Raw genomic sequence first — 16457 nt, forward strand, 5'->3', positions numbered from 1 at the left:
GTTTAAAAGTAATTTTGCAAAGCAGGATAAATCAATGAACAAAAATAAGGCCACCTTCCGCAAAGTAAAAATATCCATTGTATTTTGCGCGTTGTTTCTGATCGCGGGGATAACGGCAAATAATCTACTTGCTTTGTTGAAAAAAGAACCCGAGAAAGTTGAAAAAATACAAGCCTTTACCACTGTGAAGGTGCAAGAAATGTTGCGCGAAAATTATCGCGAAAAGATAAAAGGTTATGGCACGGTAGAACCAATACTTGAAACAACAATTTCTGCCCAAGTGTCTGGCGTTGTCACCTGGATTTCGCCGCGTTTGCGTCGTGGGCAAGTGTTCAATGTGCAAGGTAAGCCGCAAAAGTTATTGCAGATCGACGATCGCGACTTACGGCAACAATTTATTTCCGCGCAAGCAAATTTGCAAAAAGCTCAGGCCGCGGTCAAGGCTTTAGAAATCGAAACCTATGGTACAGAAAGTTTGCTCAACAACGCTAAAAAAGAGTGGCAAACTTCTAAGCGTGAGTTAAAAAGACTCAACAAATTGATTAAAGAGCGTGGAATTTCCCCCAGCGAACTCGATCGTCAGGTTTTACAAACTTCGCAAAGCGAAAAAGAAGTACTGCGTTTAGACTGGCAGTATAAATCACAACTGAATAGTCGTGAACGCGTACTTGCAGACGTTGCCTTAGCCAAAGCACAGCTACAGCAAGTAAAAAATGATTTGCGTAGAACAACAATATATACGCCTTTTTCCGGTTACATTACCGATGTCCATGTCAACTACGGGACACGTGTTACACCGGGCACACCGTTACTACGCATTGTGAATACCGATAAAGTTGCGGTAGCTATTTCCGTGGCGGCTTCGCGGTATGGGCAAATACAGATGGGGGCAACAACAGATATCTCTTTAAACAGCGGTCGCACTTGGCGTGGAAAAGTGATTCGCATTCTTCCTGACGTGGATACTCAGACGCGAACATTTCAGGTTTTCGCCGAAATTGACTACCAACAAATGATTATTCCCTCGGGAATTTTTGCAGTATGCTACGTGGAAGGCCTGATATTCGAAAATGTATTTGTGGTTCCGCGTACCGCGGTTATTGACGATTTTGTATTTGTGGCGCGCAGATTAACCAAATACAAAAACAAGGCCAAAGTGGAAAAAAGGCGTTTAAGTATCCGGGCAAGTACCTCGGAATACATGATCGTGGACGACGGTTTAAAAAACGGAGATGAGATTATCATCACCAATGTGGAAGAAATTTCCGAGGGTTCTAATGTCGGGATTTTTAGCGGTTATGAAACTTCTAAGCAGAGATAAGATAACAACATGAATTTACCTAAGTTTTCTGTTTCAAATAAAGTTGCGGTGAACCTGCTGATGTTGGGGATACTGTTTGGTGGGCTGTTTTTCTGGTTTACAATGATTCGCGAGTTTTTTCCGAACTTTAATTTGGATAAACTCATTATTACGACACCTTTTCCGGGAGCGACACCGGAAGAGGTCGAAAAATCAGTCACGATAAAAATAGAGCGCGAAATAAAATCGGTGGATAGTATTGAAAATACTTCTTCGTCGATACTCGAAGGTGTTTCGATTACTACGGTAACTCTATATCCCTACGCAGATAAGGACAAAGTTCTTAACGATTTGCGCACTAAAATTGATCAGATTAAAGCAGAGTTACCTCAAGATACCGAAGATACCGTTATCACAGAACTGAAGGCGACGATCCCCGTTATTTCGGTGATGGTGTATGGTGACGTGGATGAAAAATCTTTGCGCCGTGCCGCCATCGATATTAAAGACGATTTACAAAGCTTTCCCGATATTTCTCAAGTATTCATTTCGGGTATACGCAACCAAGAAATTCGCATTCAAGTGCTTCCGGAAAAGCTTGAAGAGCTGGGGCTTACCTTTGCCGATGTAGGACGTAAGGTGGCGGCAATTAATTTGGATGTCCCTGGAGGACAGTTAAAGGGAACCAACAGCAATATTGGTGTACGTACAATTGCCGAGAGTAAAAAAGCGCGTGAATTAGAACAAATTGTCATTCTGAGTAACAGCCGTACAGGTGCTGTTGTTCGCTTAAAAGATATTGCCATCGTCGAAGAGGGCTTTGAGGATAAAATTGAAAAGGGACGTTTTGCGGGAAAGACGGCGTGTATGATTACGGTGATGAAAACGCCGGAGCAAGACGCATTAAAAATAGCGGACATCATAAAGGGATATATCAAAGAAAATCCTACGCGTCTTTCAGGGGCAGTAGAGATAGGTACGGCAAATGAATTGTCGCGGTTTATTACCCAACGTTTAGACTTGATGTTGCGTAGTGCCTTTTGGGGATCTTTTCTCGTACTCTTGTCCTTAGTGATATTTTTGGATATTTCCACAGCGCTGTGGGTGGTTCTGGGATTGGCCGTATCTTTTTTGGGAACGTTTGTGTTTATGGCTTTAATCGGTGTCACCATTAATCTGATGTCTCTATTTGCTCTCATTTTGGTACTAGGACTTGTGGTGGACGATGCGATTATTGTCAGTGAAAATATCTATGCGAGTATCCGCAAAGGTGACTTGGAGTGCAATGCTGCGGCGATTCGCGGAGCAAACGAAGTTTCCCTACCTGTCGTGGCAGCGGTGTTAACTTCTATCATTGCCTTTGCTCCCATGTTGTTTCTTGGTAAAGAAATCGGTGCTTTTCTCGGTGTGCTTCCCAAAGTGATGATTGCAGCTCTCGCCGTATCGTTATTGGAATCTTTTTTGATTCTCCCCGCGCACCTTGCACATGAAAAGAAAGAGCCGCGACGTTCCAATTTTATCGTCAACTCCTGGCATAAATTCCAAGAAATCAAGAACATCTTTCTCGAAATCACACTGCCGAATTTTGTGGCAGGTGTCGTGGATTTCTGTCTACGTTGGCGTTACATCACCGTGGCGGCCAGTATTGCTTTTTGTCTTGTTGTTATCGGAATGGTTCGTGGAGAATTGGTACCATTTGTCTTTTTGCAAAAAGTAGATGCCGAAACCCTCACTGTTGATCTAGAAATGGCGTCGGGGACGCCCGAGGAAATCACTTTAGCGATGATCAAGAGAATTGAGAAAGTGACATTGGAGATTCCCGAAGTCAAAAGCGCATTTTCGGTAATAGGAACGGCATTTTCTGACCGTGGCCGCAAGACACCTAACGATCCCGCTACCGTTGGGCAGATTACCGTGGAATTAGTGGATTCCGATATTCGCGTTCGCGATAAAATGCGTAGCTCTTCGCAAGTGATTGCGGTTATTCGACGTAATATTGGGGAGATACCAGGGGCCAAAAAATTACTTTTACAAGAACAAGCGGGAGGTCCACAAGGAGCAGACATTGAAATACGTGTGAGTGGTGAGTCATTAGAAAAAATTGGCCAAGCGCTAGTATACATGAAAAATATTATTCAAGAAAAACAAGGGGTTCTTGAAGTCAATGACAACTTACAACGCGGTAAGCAAGAAATTCGTCTGCGTTTAAAAGACAGTGCTTACACCTTAGGTTTAACAACGTCGGATGTCGCTTTACAGGTACGCCACGCCCTTTTTGGTTTTGAGGCGCAAAAATTACAAGAGAATAAAGAAGAAATTATTGTTCGCGTACTACTTCCAGAGGAACAGCGCAAAAGTATGAGTGATTTATCGGCATTGAAAATAGCCACGGCCACTGGGCAGCGCATTCCCCTAGAAGAAGTTGCGGAGATTTCGACGTCACGAGGTTACGCTTCTCTGTCGCGCTATGAAGGACAACGCGTTGCAACGATCACTTCCGAAGTGGACGAGGATGAAGTCAACTTGTCATCACTTACCGCAGCTTTGGAAAAAGATTTCTCCGATGTGAGCGAAAAATTTCCCGGAATTACTTTTTCCTTTGAGGGACAGAAAAAGCAAACCAGTGATTCCTTTGCCTCTTTGAATGTCGGTTTTCCAGCAGCGCTACTGATTATTTACGCGATTATTGCTAGTTTATTTAGCTCCTATTCACAGCCGCTTTTGATTATGATTGCCATTCCTTATTCTATTATTGGCGCGATTTTGGGTCATTTTATTATGCAAATGCCCTTTACGTTGTTGTCTATGATTGGCTGTGTTGCCCTTGCTGGAGTTGTGGTGAACGATAGTTTAGTTTTGGTCAGTATCATTAACGATACGCGTAAAGAAACGGATTCTCTTCACGAAGCGCTGCTTATCGGTGTTCGTCGTCGACTACGCGCTATTTTATTGACGACAATAACGACTGTATTGGGACTTGTTCCTCTCATACTCGAAAAGAGCTTTCAGGCACAATTTTTGATTCCCATGGCCATTTCCCTGGTCTTTGGCCTTATTTTTGCAACAGTAATTACACTGTTAATCATACCGACTTTTTACTTAATACTCGAAGATATAAAGCGTTTGTTAAAGTGGACCATGCGCTTTACATGGCGGATATTATTTTGATCGTTTTACCGCACGTCAAAAAGCAAAAGTTGCACGGCGAAAATACATAAAACAATGCCACTAAGCCACGAAAATACTAGATAGTAGCGGTTGCGTTCATTGGTGAAAATACTTTTTGTGAGTAAACTAACACCACTTAACACAATGCTGGCTATTAGTGCATGTAGAGAGCCTAGATATAGCGCTCCAAAACGATCATTGGCCACGTCAATAAATTGTGGTAGTAAGGCAATCATTAAGATAGAAACTTTGGGATTGAGGAGATTCATCAATATCCCGTCACGAACAATTTCGCTAGAAGGAATATTTTTTTTCCCGTTTTTTAGCGAGAGGATTTGCGCGTAAAAAATATTTTTTATGCCAATGTAGATAAGATATATTGCACCACATAATTTTAATGCAAAAAACAATTGTGGAATGAGCTGCACGAAGATAGCAAGACCCAAAAAAGCCAAAACAGCATGGAGTAATATACCAATAGCATTGCCTAAAATGGCAGCAAATCCACCGTGTTGACCAGAATGCATGGTTGACTGAATAACATAAACCCAACTTGCACCTGGGGACACTGCTACCATAAAACTAATGGTGGCAAAGGCAAAAACATTTTCAAATGTCATAACTTCTCAAACCTCAGTTACATGGGAGTCATTGATGAGCGATCAATTTGTACACTTGCATACACACACACATTATAGCCTTTTAGATGGAGCAATTAAAATACCAAATTTAGTCAAAGCGGCTCGCGAATTTGGTATGCCAGCAATTGGTATTACCGACCATGGTAATATGTTTGGTGCCCTTGAATTTTTCCAAGCGTGTAAAAAAGAAGGGATAAAGCCGATTATTGGCTACGAAGCCTATGTAGCTCCGAATAGTCGTTTTGATAAAAACCGCGAAAATGCTCGGGCATTTCACTTAACACTTCTCGCAAAAAATTACACGGGTTACAAAAATTTAATGAAGTTAGCTTCCGAAGCCTATTTGAATGGTTTTTACTACAAGCCGCGTATTGACCGCGAACTTTTAGCGCAACACAGTGAGGGGATTATTGCTTTCTCTGGGTGTTTAGCATCGGAAATTTGTCGTAATATTTTGGCGAAGGATATCAAAAAAGCACGTAAAGTAACAGGATGGTATCAAGATTTGTTTGGCGATGATTTTTATGTGGAGTTGCAGAAAAATAAAATCAAAGAGCAATATGTGGCCAATGATGAACTATTGAAAATATCCAAAGACTTTAAGCTTCCCCTTGTTTATACAAATGACATTCACTATTTACGTGCGGAAGATGCGAAACCGCATGACGTACTGTTGTGTATTCAAACAGGGAACTTGGTAAAAAAAGCCGACCGTTTTCGCTTTGGCTCACAAGAGTTTTATATGAAGTCTCCGCAACAAATGCGCAAAGAGGCCGAAGAATTTCCTGGCGCAGCAGACAATACATTACTTATCGCGGAGAAAGTGGATTTAGATATTCCGTTAGGTGAAATTCATCTTCCTAAATTTGATACTCCCGGGAATATACCTAACGAAGAGTATTTGCGTCAGTTGTGCGAAGAGGGATTGCGCAAGCGTTATGGAGAAATCAAAGGAGAAGTAAAAGAGCGCTTTGAACGCGAATTTGATGTTATTTGCAAAATGGGATTCGCTTCCTACTTTCTTATTGTATGGGATTTCATTAATTATGCACGGCAAAAAGAAATTCCCGTAGGCCCGGGACGTGGTTCTGCCGCAGGGAGTATTATTGCCTACGCTCTTATGATTACCGATCTCGATCCATTAAAATATCGTCTTATCTTTGAGCGCTTCTTAAACGAAGGGCGTAATGAGATGCCCGATATCGATATCGATTTTGAAACCGAACGTCGCGGTGAGGTAATTGAGTATGTCTCGAATAAATACGGAAAGAAGCAAGTCGCACAGATTATTACTTTTGGAACTATGGCGGCGCGCGCGGTAATCCGCGATGTGGGGCGTGCAATGGATATTCCTCTGCCAGTAGTCGACAAGGTGGCGAAAAAAGTTCCTCCTGTTCCCAAAATGACCATTGCCAAGGCGTTGAAAGAAGAAGAAGATTTTCGCAAAGTATACAAGGAAGATCGCACCATCACCGAGCTTGTGGACATCGCAAAAAACTTGGAGGGGCTAAACCGTCAGCCAGGTTTACACGCCGCAGGAGTCATTATTGCCGATGCCGATTTAACCGAATATTGTCCCTTGTACAAAAGTTCGGATGGTACAATCGCGACGCAGTATTCGATGAAGTATTTGGAAAACCTTGGTCTACTAAAGATGGACTTTTTGGGACTGAGTACTCTGACTCTCATCGACAAAGCGTTGAAAATTATTCAAACGAATACAGGTACAGAAATCGATATTTCTAAAATTCCTTTGGACAACAAGGAAACATATGAGCTTTTGATGCGTGGTGATACTGGTGGGGTATTTCAGTTGGAATCTGACGGAATGCGCAACTTAGTAAAAAGACTGCGTCCCGACCGTTTTGAAGACATCATCGCTCTTGTGGCGCTGTATCGTCCAGGTCCGCTACAAAGTGGGATGGTGGACACCTATATTCGCTGTAAGCACGGTGAAGAGCATCCTGTGTACAAGCATCCTATTCTCGAACAAATACTCTCTGAGACTTTTGGGATGATTCTCTACCAGGAACAGGCGATGGAGATTGCCAAGGAAATGGCGCTATTTTCATTATCTGAAGCGGATAAACTGCGTAAAGCGATGGGGAAAAAGATCAAAGAGCTCATGGATTCTTATCGCGAAAAATTTATTGAAGGTGCGGCGCAGCAAGACATTTCCGAAGAATTGGCCGTAGAAGTGTATTCGCAGATCGAATACTTCTCTGGATACGGGTTTAACAAATCTCACAGTGCCGCGTATGCTTTAGTTACGTATCAAACCGCGTATCTCAAAGCGCTATATCCCAAAGAATTTATGTGCGCTCTGATGACATGCGAAAACCAAAATACCGAGAAAATAGTTCGTTACATGAGCGAATGTGGATCGATGAATATTGAGGTTTTGCCTCCGGATATTAATCAAAGTCGCTCGTATTTTTGCGTAGAAGAGGGTGACAAGATTCGCTTTGGTCTTTCGGCGATAAAAGGTGTGGGGGACAAAGCTGTAGAGTCGATGATGGAAACACGTGATGGCATTGGGTCTTTTAAGTCGCTTGTGGATCTGTGTGAAAATGTTGACACACGGGTCGCCAACAAACAAACGTTGGAGGCTTTGGTGAAAAGCGGTTCCTTTGATTGCTTTAATCGTTCACGAAGTCAAATGTTTGCAGGTATTCCCGAAATTTTAAAACTCGGAGCGAATATTCAAAAACAAAAAAATAGTAACCAGATGGATTTATTTGGTGATTTTGCTGCGGAAGAAGTCGATGAAGTGGCGGATGCGGACGACTTATATCCAGAAGTGGATGCGTGGACTGAGATAGAAAAACTCAAGTTTGAAAAACAAACTTTGGGTTTTTATTTCTCTGGGCATCCTCTACAAAAGTGGTCAGATTACATCACCATGATGTGCGGAAAAACGATTGATTATCTATACAAAGAAAAAAACGTTGGTGCCTCACTTCTGGGAGGAATGATTTCTGCAAAGCGAGAAATTACCATAAAAAGTGGGCGTAACCAAGGGCGGAAAATGGCGCAAGTGCATTTGGAAGACCTTACCGCGAGTTGCAGTATGATTTGTTTTCCAGACACCTATCAAAAATATTCCGAGTATCTACAAGAAGACCAAGCGGTATTTGTTCGCGGAAAAATGAACGAGCAAAAAGATGACCCGGAAATTATTATTGACCAAGTGATTCCGATAGAGCAGGGACTAGAAAGTCTTGTTACACGCATCACTCTAAAAATAAAGGATAAAACGGAAGATGACGTACGTAAGTTATTTGAAGTTTGTTCTAAATATCGTGGAGATTGCAAAACATTTATTCACGTGGAGGGGAAAGACTTTACTACCGATCTCGAAGTTGCAGAGAAGTACTTCTTGCGTCCCAGTGCAGAATTGTTTCAGGAAATTGAAAAAGTAGTGGGCAAAGGTGCTATTATGGTAATGTAGGTTTTGCTTGAAATTGGTATAGTTGTGATCTATAATTTTTACAAGGCCCTTTCATTTACTACTTACAACAGGACAAAATAATGGATATACCATCTCGAATTGGCAAATATAAAGTTGTCAAACGCCTTGGACAAGGGGGAAGTGGTTGTGTTCTAAAAGTACAGCAAGACGTTATTGATCGCGTTGTTGCTTTGAAGATACTTTTTACCAATCTGATGAAAGCCCGTCCAAATACGATTAAGAGATTTAAGCGCGAAGCGCGCTTAGCATCTTCTCTTATTCATCCGAATATCGTATTGATATTTGATATCGGAGAACAAAATGGTATGCACTATTATACAATGCAGTATGTCGAAGGTTTGTCGATGGTGGAGCAGATTAAAAAAAATAATCTGTCTTTCTCACAGCGCCTAGACATTATGATGCAATTTTGCGATGCATTGGCTCTTGCTCATTCGAAAGGGATTATCCATCGCGATTTAAAACCGCACAATGTAGTGATTACGGAAGATCTCTCGCCAATGATTTTAGATTTTGGCATCGCAAAGTCACTCGTCGACGATGAAAATATGACCCAAGTAGGGCATATTTTAGGGAGCGCACATTATATGGCTCCCGAGCAAGCGCGTTCTACAGAAGTGGGAACATATACCGATGTTTTTGGCATTGGGGTTATGATGTACGAAATGTTTACAGGAGCGCGTCCTTTCCAGGGGAATGATGTGCGCAACTTAATTATCGAGCGCATTAAATACGGTGAAGATCCTGCAAAAAATAGTCCTATACCGATGTATGAAATAAATAATCGCATACCGGTAATGCTCAACGATATAGTATTTCGTTGTATGGCGGGAAAAGCCAAAGATCGTTACCAAACGGCCAATGAAGTTCTTTCCGAATTAAAGAAATTTCAGAGTCAATTGGATTTGCACAATGCAATTGATCGCGTGTTAGGGGAAAAAGAGAAAGATAAAATACTCATTAATCGCAAGGCATCTTATGTACAACCGATTTTGTTTAGTCTTTTCGTCCTAATATGTGGAGCGCTGTTTGTGTTTTTAGTATTTTGGGGAGAAAAATACATTCCCAATTTACATGAACATCTTCCTTTCCTCAAAACATTGCAAAACTATTAGAGGCACTAAAATGGCAAATTTAACTGTTATTGTTGGTGAAAATATTGGCACTGTTTACAAACTAAAAAGGCAAGAGAATGTGATCGGGCGTGCATCGGATGTAAGTTGCGTTCTCCGCGACTTACGTGCCTCGCGTCGGCATTCTTGCGTGACTTTTGAGAGAGGTGCTTATTATCTTTTGGATATGGGAAGCCACAACGGCACATACTTGAACGGGCAAAAAGTTGCAGGAAAGTCCAAACTTAAAAACGACGACAAAATAGGCATTGGCGCAACCGTGCTTACTTTTAGCGGATCAAGATCCGATGCTAAAAAGCAAGATGGTTTAGCATCATATGATATTTTAAAAGAGGTCAAGCAAAACGACACGGGAGACTTTTCCATTGCACGGCAAAAAATTGTAGAGCGCGATGTTCTTCTATGGCGTATTTCTCGGGAAGTACTAAATGAAGATCCGCAACTCAGCAAAACATTGCAGCGTGACTTTTTGTTACAGATAAGAACCGTTGCGCAGATTTTGCATCGTAATATTTTGATTCTACTCGATTTTGGGGTGAGTACTCATTATTTGTACTGTGCCTTTGAATGTGCAGATCTAAAGTATAACTTACGTAAGTATTTAGAAGACAACACCCCTACGATGGATGAAATCATTAATATTGGTTTACAAATTTCTACTGGTTTACAGTTTGCCCATCGACAAAACGTACCGCATTTGCATTTAACAGATAAAAACATACTGATAGAACCAGAAAACAAACGTGCGGTGATCACTGAATTGGGGATTTCGAAATTTTTGTCTTCGGCGACAATGACAAATAGCCACGGATCTACAACAACAGGTATTTTAGGTGTTTCTGCATACATTGCACCCGAACAGGCTTCTGGGGGACAAGTGTCAAAAAAATCGGATATATACTCGTTGGGATGTGCGCTATATCAACTTGTGACAGGTACACCGCCATTTCAAACAAAAAATATGTACGAGTTGTGCACCAAACATTGCAACGAAGAACCACCACCTATCGAAAGTAAACGTCCAGAAACGCCAAAAGCACTTATCGAGTTGATCAAAAAGTGTATGAACAAAAAATCGGAAAATCGTCCTGATATTGAGAAAGTAATTACGGAGTTGTCTTTAGTAAAACAACTGGTCGTATATGAAAAGTCTGTTTATAGTGAAGAAGGTAAGCAGTATTTAAGGGCCAAATTTGGCGAGAAGAGATTAGTGCGTTGGTGGTTTCTTGGCCCGATGATCTCGATTGCCTTGACTGTGATATTTTTCTTTGTGGCACGTAAGCTACATTAGTCGTTTGGTATGCGATGCCCCCACAGGGCTGTCAGGGCAAGCCCATTGACTTAAGAAAATCTAGTAAGTAGGTTTTCGTTTTCTTTTATAGTAATTAACTTGTTTTCGAGGAGATTTAACTCGGGGTCGAGGGCGATCTTTTCGAATGCAAGTAGGAGAAGAAAGAAAAAGTTGAGTAAGTTTTTCAAAAAGTAAATCAGAGTCATTTTCAAAAAGTAAATCAAGAGCGTAGTTTTTAATGGTATTAAAAGAAACGGATTTATTGACCTGCTGAGGATACTTATTGCTAGAAGTTTTCTGATCAAGAATATCTTGAGCATCTTCAATAAGAATAGATTCAAGACCACTAATGTAAATAGTAGCATAGAAATCTTGTTGAACAGATAGAGTAGTTTTGCCAGTGAAATTCTCAAGGTCAAGACGGTTTTTAATGCGATCAAAGAAAGTTTCTATACCCCATCTAAACCAATAAAGCTCTTTAAAATCATCAGTGGGGTACAATTGTTCATCCACTAAGGAAGAAACAAGGACTTCAACATCACCTGTATCAAGCATAACACGAACAAAACGTACAGAAATTTTCGATGGTAGAGACTGGTCATTAACTAATTTCTTTTTATCGTCAGGAGGTTCAATAGTTGTAATACAGCTCTCAATTTTCTGCTTAAACATTTTGTTTGCTTGATAGAAAGAATTAACAGGACATCTAACTACAAAATTGATACCTTTTTTACATAAATGTGCTAACAGGGTATATGAACAATAACCTCTGTCGAAGAGAATGAGATCATTTTCATTTGCATGTTGAAAGTGTTTGTAAGCAAATAGCTCTTCATCTTTTTTACAGTGTCCTATTTCGCTATCAATTGCGATTTCGTTTAGTAGATCATAAAGTACTGACACTGTTGCAAATGCGTGTGATCCTTCTACACTTATGTTTTTATTTTTATATCTTATTGTGCCAAAATGTTCTTCTATCTCTTTTTCATTTGGAAGTCTTACTTTTGATCCGTCTATTGCACATAGACGAAAACCTTTGTATTTTCTGTAGTCTTCATCTTCATACAATGTTTCAACTACTGCTTGCTTATTTAACTCTATAAAGGCTGTATAATTCAGCTTTTTCCTTGCTTTTGTATATGCTCCTGAGGTTACCGTTGTAAAATTTGTAAGCAAGTCTTTTACGAATTCGTTTAGCCTATTTTGTATTGATTTTATGCTTTTACGTATCATGAATACCATTAATCTTGAAAAAGGTAGTTTTCTTTCTCTTGTAAAGTCTTTTTCGTTTTTACGATGCATTTTTTTGAAACGCTCTGACTCTAATAGTTCTTTACTTTTATCTATTACTCTTTTTTTTCATAATCTCTTCTTTTACTGTTTTAAATTATTTTATACTATATACTTACGCTTAAGTCAATGGGCTTGGGCTGTCAGGGGGAGTAATCGGCGAAGCCGATGTGGGGGCACCAAATACCAGAGAATATCTATACTTAGGCAATACTCACACTTGCAGACTCTACCCCTTTGATATAATTTTCATAACCACGAATTTGTCCCTGTAAGTCTGGGTTATTTTTCTGGTGAAGCTTGTCGAGTTTTTCATGAATTCTTTGGGGAACACGTAGTTTTCCATCACTTCCCATCACTACACCAACAATTTCTGGCTGTTGCTCTGCACAAAACAATTGCCAGCCTTTTTGCGGGGAAATCTCATATCCAAAATTTGTGAGTATCTGTGTTACCTTATTTTTTAGACCACTATCCATACAACTTGTCGACCAAGAAAATGTAATGTCATCTCCATAACGTGTATAGGTAGCACTGGATGCTGAGGCCGCTTGGTAAATTTCTTCATCTAGTTCCATGTTGATCACATTGCTCAATTGTGGGCTTGATGGTGCCCCTTGTGGTAAGCCACCTTGATAGGTACATAGCGATACAAGCATATCTAAACTTTGTTTCTCCCAGCCTTGATCACGAAAAAAATTGCGTACGCGTTTTGTCGAGGTATTGGTGAAGAAATCTTTAATGTCAACGGTTAAAAATAACTCTTGGTTTAGGTGTTGACGCGCGTTGACAATGATCGAGCCACCAGGGATAAAGGCTGTTGCCGTGGGGTGGATGGCAAAATTTTGCAAATAATGAAATATTTCGTATTGCACTTTTTTTAGCGTAGGATTTGGGGCATAAATGTTGCGTGTGCCACCGTTTTTTTTGGAAATTTCAAACGTAGTATAGTGGCGGTGTATCGACCGTGATACTTCCTGTAAAATGTCAATACGTATCGCGAAAATACTAGACAACATTTCCAGGTTGGTGTCATCTGTATTTGCTGCCATGATATTTTTTTGAGGAAGTATATCGCGAAGAATTTTTTGCCAACTATACTTTACCATCACTTGCTCCGGAAGTACCTGAAGAATATAGATTATTGAGTCCAGGTATAATGATTAAATTACCTTCCTTTGATGCCAACTCTGCTAGAGTCTCCAACTCTTTTAGGCGCATGACGTTGGGGTTTTCTTGTAAAATTTTTGCGGCGTTGGCTTTGCTGCGTGCTACCGATATTGCATATCGTGCTGCAATCCGATCGGCGCGTCCACGGCGGTCGGCTTCTACTTCTTGCAAGAAAACATTGCGTACCACTCCGGGAAGAATAATGTCTTTAATACCAATACGTTGTACCAAAATCCCGTATTTTTCACCTCGTGGTGCCACCTCTTCGAGTAGTTGTTGCGAAAGTGCGTCGCGGTCTTCCAATATCTCTTCGACTAGGCGTCCAGTGATGTTTTCGCGTAAAGTTAGTTGTAGGTCCTGGTACAATTGCTGTTGGTAGTTTTCAACATTATGAACTGCGGCAATGGGGTCGATAATTTTATACTGCGCTACCAAAGTGATGCGAATGCCTATTTTGTCTTTGGTCAATATTTCTTGCCCTTGGATTGTTTGGCTGGACTCGCGAAGATCTAGCTTCACAATGTGTACAGGCTCCCAAGAACGTATCACATAGCGACCACAGTTGATAATTTCTTCAAATTTTCCCTCGCGGTATAACAGGCCTTTTTCGTACTCCCAGATATCAATGACCTGATCTTCCTTATGGGGAACACGAATACTTTCTATTTTTATAGACGTAATTTCGATGCCGTATTGTTTTGTTTTTATGACTTCTTTTTGTAATTTTTGCGCGATAGTATTTTCGTGGAGCGCCTCTTCAATAGTATGGTTGCGGATGTCTTGTTCTAGTAGTTCGCTAATGTCCTGAAAAATTTGTGAATCATAATCTTTCACCGTACAAATTTTTTGTGGCTCCGTCACTTTATAGTGTATTCGTAGTGCAATGTTGACTTTAATATCGTTTTTTGTGTAGATATTTTTTACTTGTATATTTTTTGTCGTTTCGCGGGTATCGACTTTTATAATTGTACTGTGTTGCCAGGAGTGCAGAGTATAACGTCCGCTATCAAGGATTTTTTCGAATTTTCCTTGGCAAAATAACAATCCCTTTTCGTATTCCCATATATCAATAGCTTCCGACGAAACACGTGGGGAAGTTATTTCGTCTATTTGCAATGTACGAACGCAAATACCGTATTCTTTGGCCGCAACAATCACCTCTTCTTCTATGTTTGTTAGAAGTTCGTTTGTCTTGTTAAAAATACTCTCCAGTGTTTGTGCGCGAATGTACTTTTGAGTGGCAAATTGGAGATCTTGTATGATTTGTTGGTGGTAATTTTCTACAGTATGCGCGGCGCAAACCGGATCAATCACTTTATAACGAATGACGAAAACAAGGGCAACACTGCAACGATTTGTTGTTAAGTACTCTTTTTTTTCCGTTACACAAGTATGCTCGCGCGTATCCATTTTATCAATATGTGAAGACTGCCATGGATAGATCGTATAGTGGCCACTGTCAAGCAGTTTGATAAAGCGTCCTTTTTTGTACAACAGTCCTTTTTCGTAAGGCAAAACCGTTATTTTTTTTGACATAAGAGGTCCCTAAAAAATAAAAGGGCTGAGTATTAAATAAGAAAGACGGGACTAAAATTAATCTTAAAATGCCAAATTATGGTCGTCAGAGTTTATGGAAGCGAGTTCTTTCCATTTTGCACTTTGACAACGGATAATTTTTTATTCTAACATGCATCCTCTTAGCCACAGGTCCTCTTACCCACAAGCGACAGAATAAAAATTTTTATTTTGTGTTATTGTGTGTTTCAGCCCAATTAATTCATCAAATAGTAAAGCTTTCTACGGAATACTCTTCCTTATTAGGGAGTACCGTGTTGTTATTTTCAGTATACAGTAATATTTGGTAAAATGCCGATTAAAATACGAAAAACTTACGGTTTTTTGAAGTGTCTTACGAAAGTATTTGAATTATTGATATTTATCTCACAAATTACTTGAAAATGGCGATTGAATTTAAAATAATAGAGCAATTTAAAACATAGTATTTAAGTTGTTTATAATCTACGAATACAGACATTCCACTATATAAGAGAAATCGATGAGCACGGAAAATGAGCAAAGCTGTCAATGTAAAGATAATATTTCTTATATAATTGATGAAGACACAGCTTTCGCAAAAATAAATTGTCGGGTATGTGGGCGACTCATTTTTATGAAAATAGGACCCTACACTGTAAAAGAAGTGTTAGGGGAAGGATGTACTGGCTATGTGTATCTTGCGCAAACAAAAGAAAAAAAAGAAGTTGCCATAAAAGTGTTAGAAAAACCGCTGCAAATCGACCTGGATTTTTTTCTGCGCGAGTGCGTGATACAAAGAACATTGCAACATCCGAACATTGTGGGGTTACTGGACCAAGGACATTGGAAAAATTTTTATTACTTGGTCATGGAGTATTTTCCTGGCAAAACACTTGATAAAATTATTGAAAAAAAAGGTTATCTCCCACCGCGCGAAACCATCAAGATCATCTTTAGTGTTCTGAATGGTTTAAATTATGCCGCGCAAAACAATGTGATCCATCGCGATATCAAGCCCGAAAATATATATATTACGAAGAACAAGCAAATCAAGATTCTCGATTTTGGTTTGGCGAAAATCAAAGATGATTGCGATCTTAGCCAAACAGGTTCTGGAAAAGGTAGTCCTTGCTATATGGCTCCTGAACAATTTCAATCAGCGAAATATGTTGATACTCGAGCGGATATTTATTCGGTAGGGGCGACTATGTATCACTGTCTCTCAGGGAAAGCGCCCTTTGAAGAAAAAAGTGACATTTTGCAGATAGCGGCGGCTAAAATGACCAACAGTTATCAAAGTTTGACGTCTATCAATATGGAGATACCAAAAGCACTAGAGAATATTGTCCAAAAAGCGATGGCGTATCCAATCAAAAGGCGTTATCAAACTCTAGATGAGTTCATTGAGGAACTCTACGATTACTATCAAGATTTCTCTGCCGAAAGTGAGAGATAA

The 16457-nt window shown here is 40.1% G+C and carries 10 protein-coding genes; 6 read left to right on the forward strand and 4 right to left on the reverse strand.

The window, feature by feature from the left end:
* The first annotated feature begins 34 nt into the window (after positions 1-34).
* Both UABAM_RS19085 and UABAM_RS19090 read left to right on the forward strand, forming a co-directional pair.
* Positions 35-1321 carry an efflux RND transporter periplasmic adaptor subunit gene (locus UABAM_RS19085; RefSeq protein ID WP_173013423.1) on the forward strand — a complete coding sequence of 429 codons (1287 nt, stop codon included), beginning with the start codon at positions 35-37 and terminating at the stop codon, positions 1319-1321.
* Positions 1322-1330: 9 nt separating this feature from the next.
* Complete coding sequence (locus UABAM_RS19090) at positions 1331-4468, forward strand: efflux RND transporter permease subunit (protein ID WP_151969600.1); 3138 nt, start codon at positions 1331-1333, stop codon at positions 4466-4468.
* A 5-nt stretch (positions 4469-4473) separates the two neighbouring features.
* Here UABAM_RS19090 and UABAM_RS19095 read toward each other — a convergent pair whose 3' ends face one another.
* A complete protein-coding gene (locus UABAM_RS19095; protein ID WP_151969601.1) occupies positions 4474-5088 on the reverse strand; it encodes a LysE family translocator in 615 nt (204 codons plus the stop codon).
* Positions 5089-5122: 34 nt separating this feature from the next.
* On the opposite strand from UABAM_RS19095, the gene dnaE reads away from it, so the two are divergent.
* From dnaE to UABAM_RS19110, 3 genes are all read left to right on the forward strand, one after another.
* Complete coding sequence (gene dnaE / locus UABAM_RS19100; RefSeq protein WP_173013424.1) at positions 5123-8560, forward strand: DNA polymerase III subunit alpha; 3438 nt, start codon at positions 5123-5125, stop codon at positions 8558-8560.
* An 80-nt stretch (positions 8561-8640) separates the two neighbouring features.
* Positions 8641-9696 (forward strand): serine/threonine protein kinase, encoded by a 1056-nt coding sequence (locus tag UABAM_RS19105; protein ID WP_151969603.1) that lies wholly within the window; start codon positions 8641-8643, stop codon positions 9694-9696.
* A gap of 10 nt (positions 9697-9706) precedes the next feature.
* The gene (locus UABAM_RS19110; protein WP_173013425.1) at positions 9707-11005 is read left to right on the forward strand and encodes a protein kinase domain-containing protein; all 1299 of its coding nucleotides are present in this window, start codon (positions 9707-9709) and stop codon (positions 11003-11005) included.
* Positions 11006-11065: 60 nt separating this feature from the next.
* Here UABAM_RS19110 and UABAM_RS19115 read toward each other — a convergent pair whose 3' ends face one another.
* From UABAM_RS19115 to UABAM_RS19125, 3 genes are all read right to left on the reverse strand, one after another.
* Entirely contained in the window at positions 11066-12352 is a 1287-nt protein-coding gene (locus UABAM_RS19115; RefSeq protein ID WP_261344000.1) for an IS4 family transposase, read from the reverse strand.
* Between the two features lie 146 nt (positions 12353-12498).
* Positions 12499-13404, reverse strand: a complete 906-nt coding sequence (locus UABAM_RS19120; protein WP_151969605.1) for a reverse transcriptase domain-containing protein — start codon at positions 13402-13404, stop codon at positions 12499-12501.
* The gene (locus tag UABAM_RS19125) at positions 13391-15001 is read right to left on the reverse strand and encodes an SPFH domain-containing protein (protein WP_151969606.1); all 1611 of its coding nucleotides are present in this window, start codon (positions 14999-15001) and stop codon (positions 13391-13393) included. Before UABAM_RS19125 ends, UABAM_RS19120 begins: the two co-directional genes overlap by 14 nt.
* A 520-nt stretch (positions 15002-15521) precedes the next feature.
* Here UABAM_RS19125 and UABAM_RS19130 point away from each other — a divergent pair.
* Entirely contained in the window at positions 15522-16457 is a 936-nt protein-coding gene (locus UABAM_RS19130; protein WP_151969607.1) for a serine/threonine-protein kinase, read from the forward strand.

Source organism: Candidatus Uabimicrobium amorphum (assembly GCF_009002475.1).
Taxonomy (GTDB): Bacteria; Planctomycetota; Uabimicrobiia; order Uabimicrobiales; family Uabimicrobiaceae; genus Uabimicrobium; species Uabimicrobium amorphum.

Bases quoted from the DNA above. Each gene is read 5' to 3' on its own strand.
- UABAM_RS19085 (WP_173013423.1), top strand. From the start codon at position 35: ATGAACAAAAATAAGGCCACCTTCCGCAAAGTAAAAATATCCATTGTA.
- UABAM_RS19090 (WP_151969600.1), top strand. From the start codon at position 1,331: ATGAATTTACCTAAGTTTTCTGTTTCAAATAAAGTTGCGGTGAACCTG.
- UABAM_RS19095 (WP_151969601.1), bottom strand. From the start codon at position 5,088: ATGACATTTGAAAATGTTTTTGCCTTTGCCACCATTAGTTTTATGGTA.
- dnaE (WP_173013424.1), top strand. From the start codon at position 5,123: ATGAGCGATCAATTTGTACACTTGCATACACACACACATTATAGCCTT.
- UABAM_RS19105 (WP_151969603.1), top strand. From the start codon at position 8,641: ATGGATATACCATCTCGAATTGGCAAATATAAAGTTGTCAAACGCCTT.
- UABAM_RS19110 (WP_173013425.1), top strand. From the start codon at position 9,707: ATGGCAAATTTAACTGTTATTGTTGGTGAAAATATTGGCACTGTTTAC.
- UABAM_RS19120 (WP_151969605.1), bottom strand. From the start codon at position 13,404: ATGGTAAAGTATAGTTGGCAAAAAATTCTTCGCGATATACTTCCTCAA.
- UABAM_RS19125 (WP_151969606.1), bottom strand. From the start codon at position 15,001: ATGTCAAAAAAAATAACGGTTTTGCCTTACGAAAAAGGACTGTTGTAC.
- UABAM_RS19130 (WP_151969607.1), top strand. From the start codon at position 15,522: ATGAGCACGGAAAATGAGCAAAGCTGTCAATGTAAAGATAATATTTCT.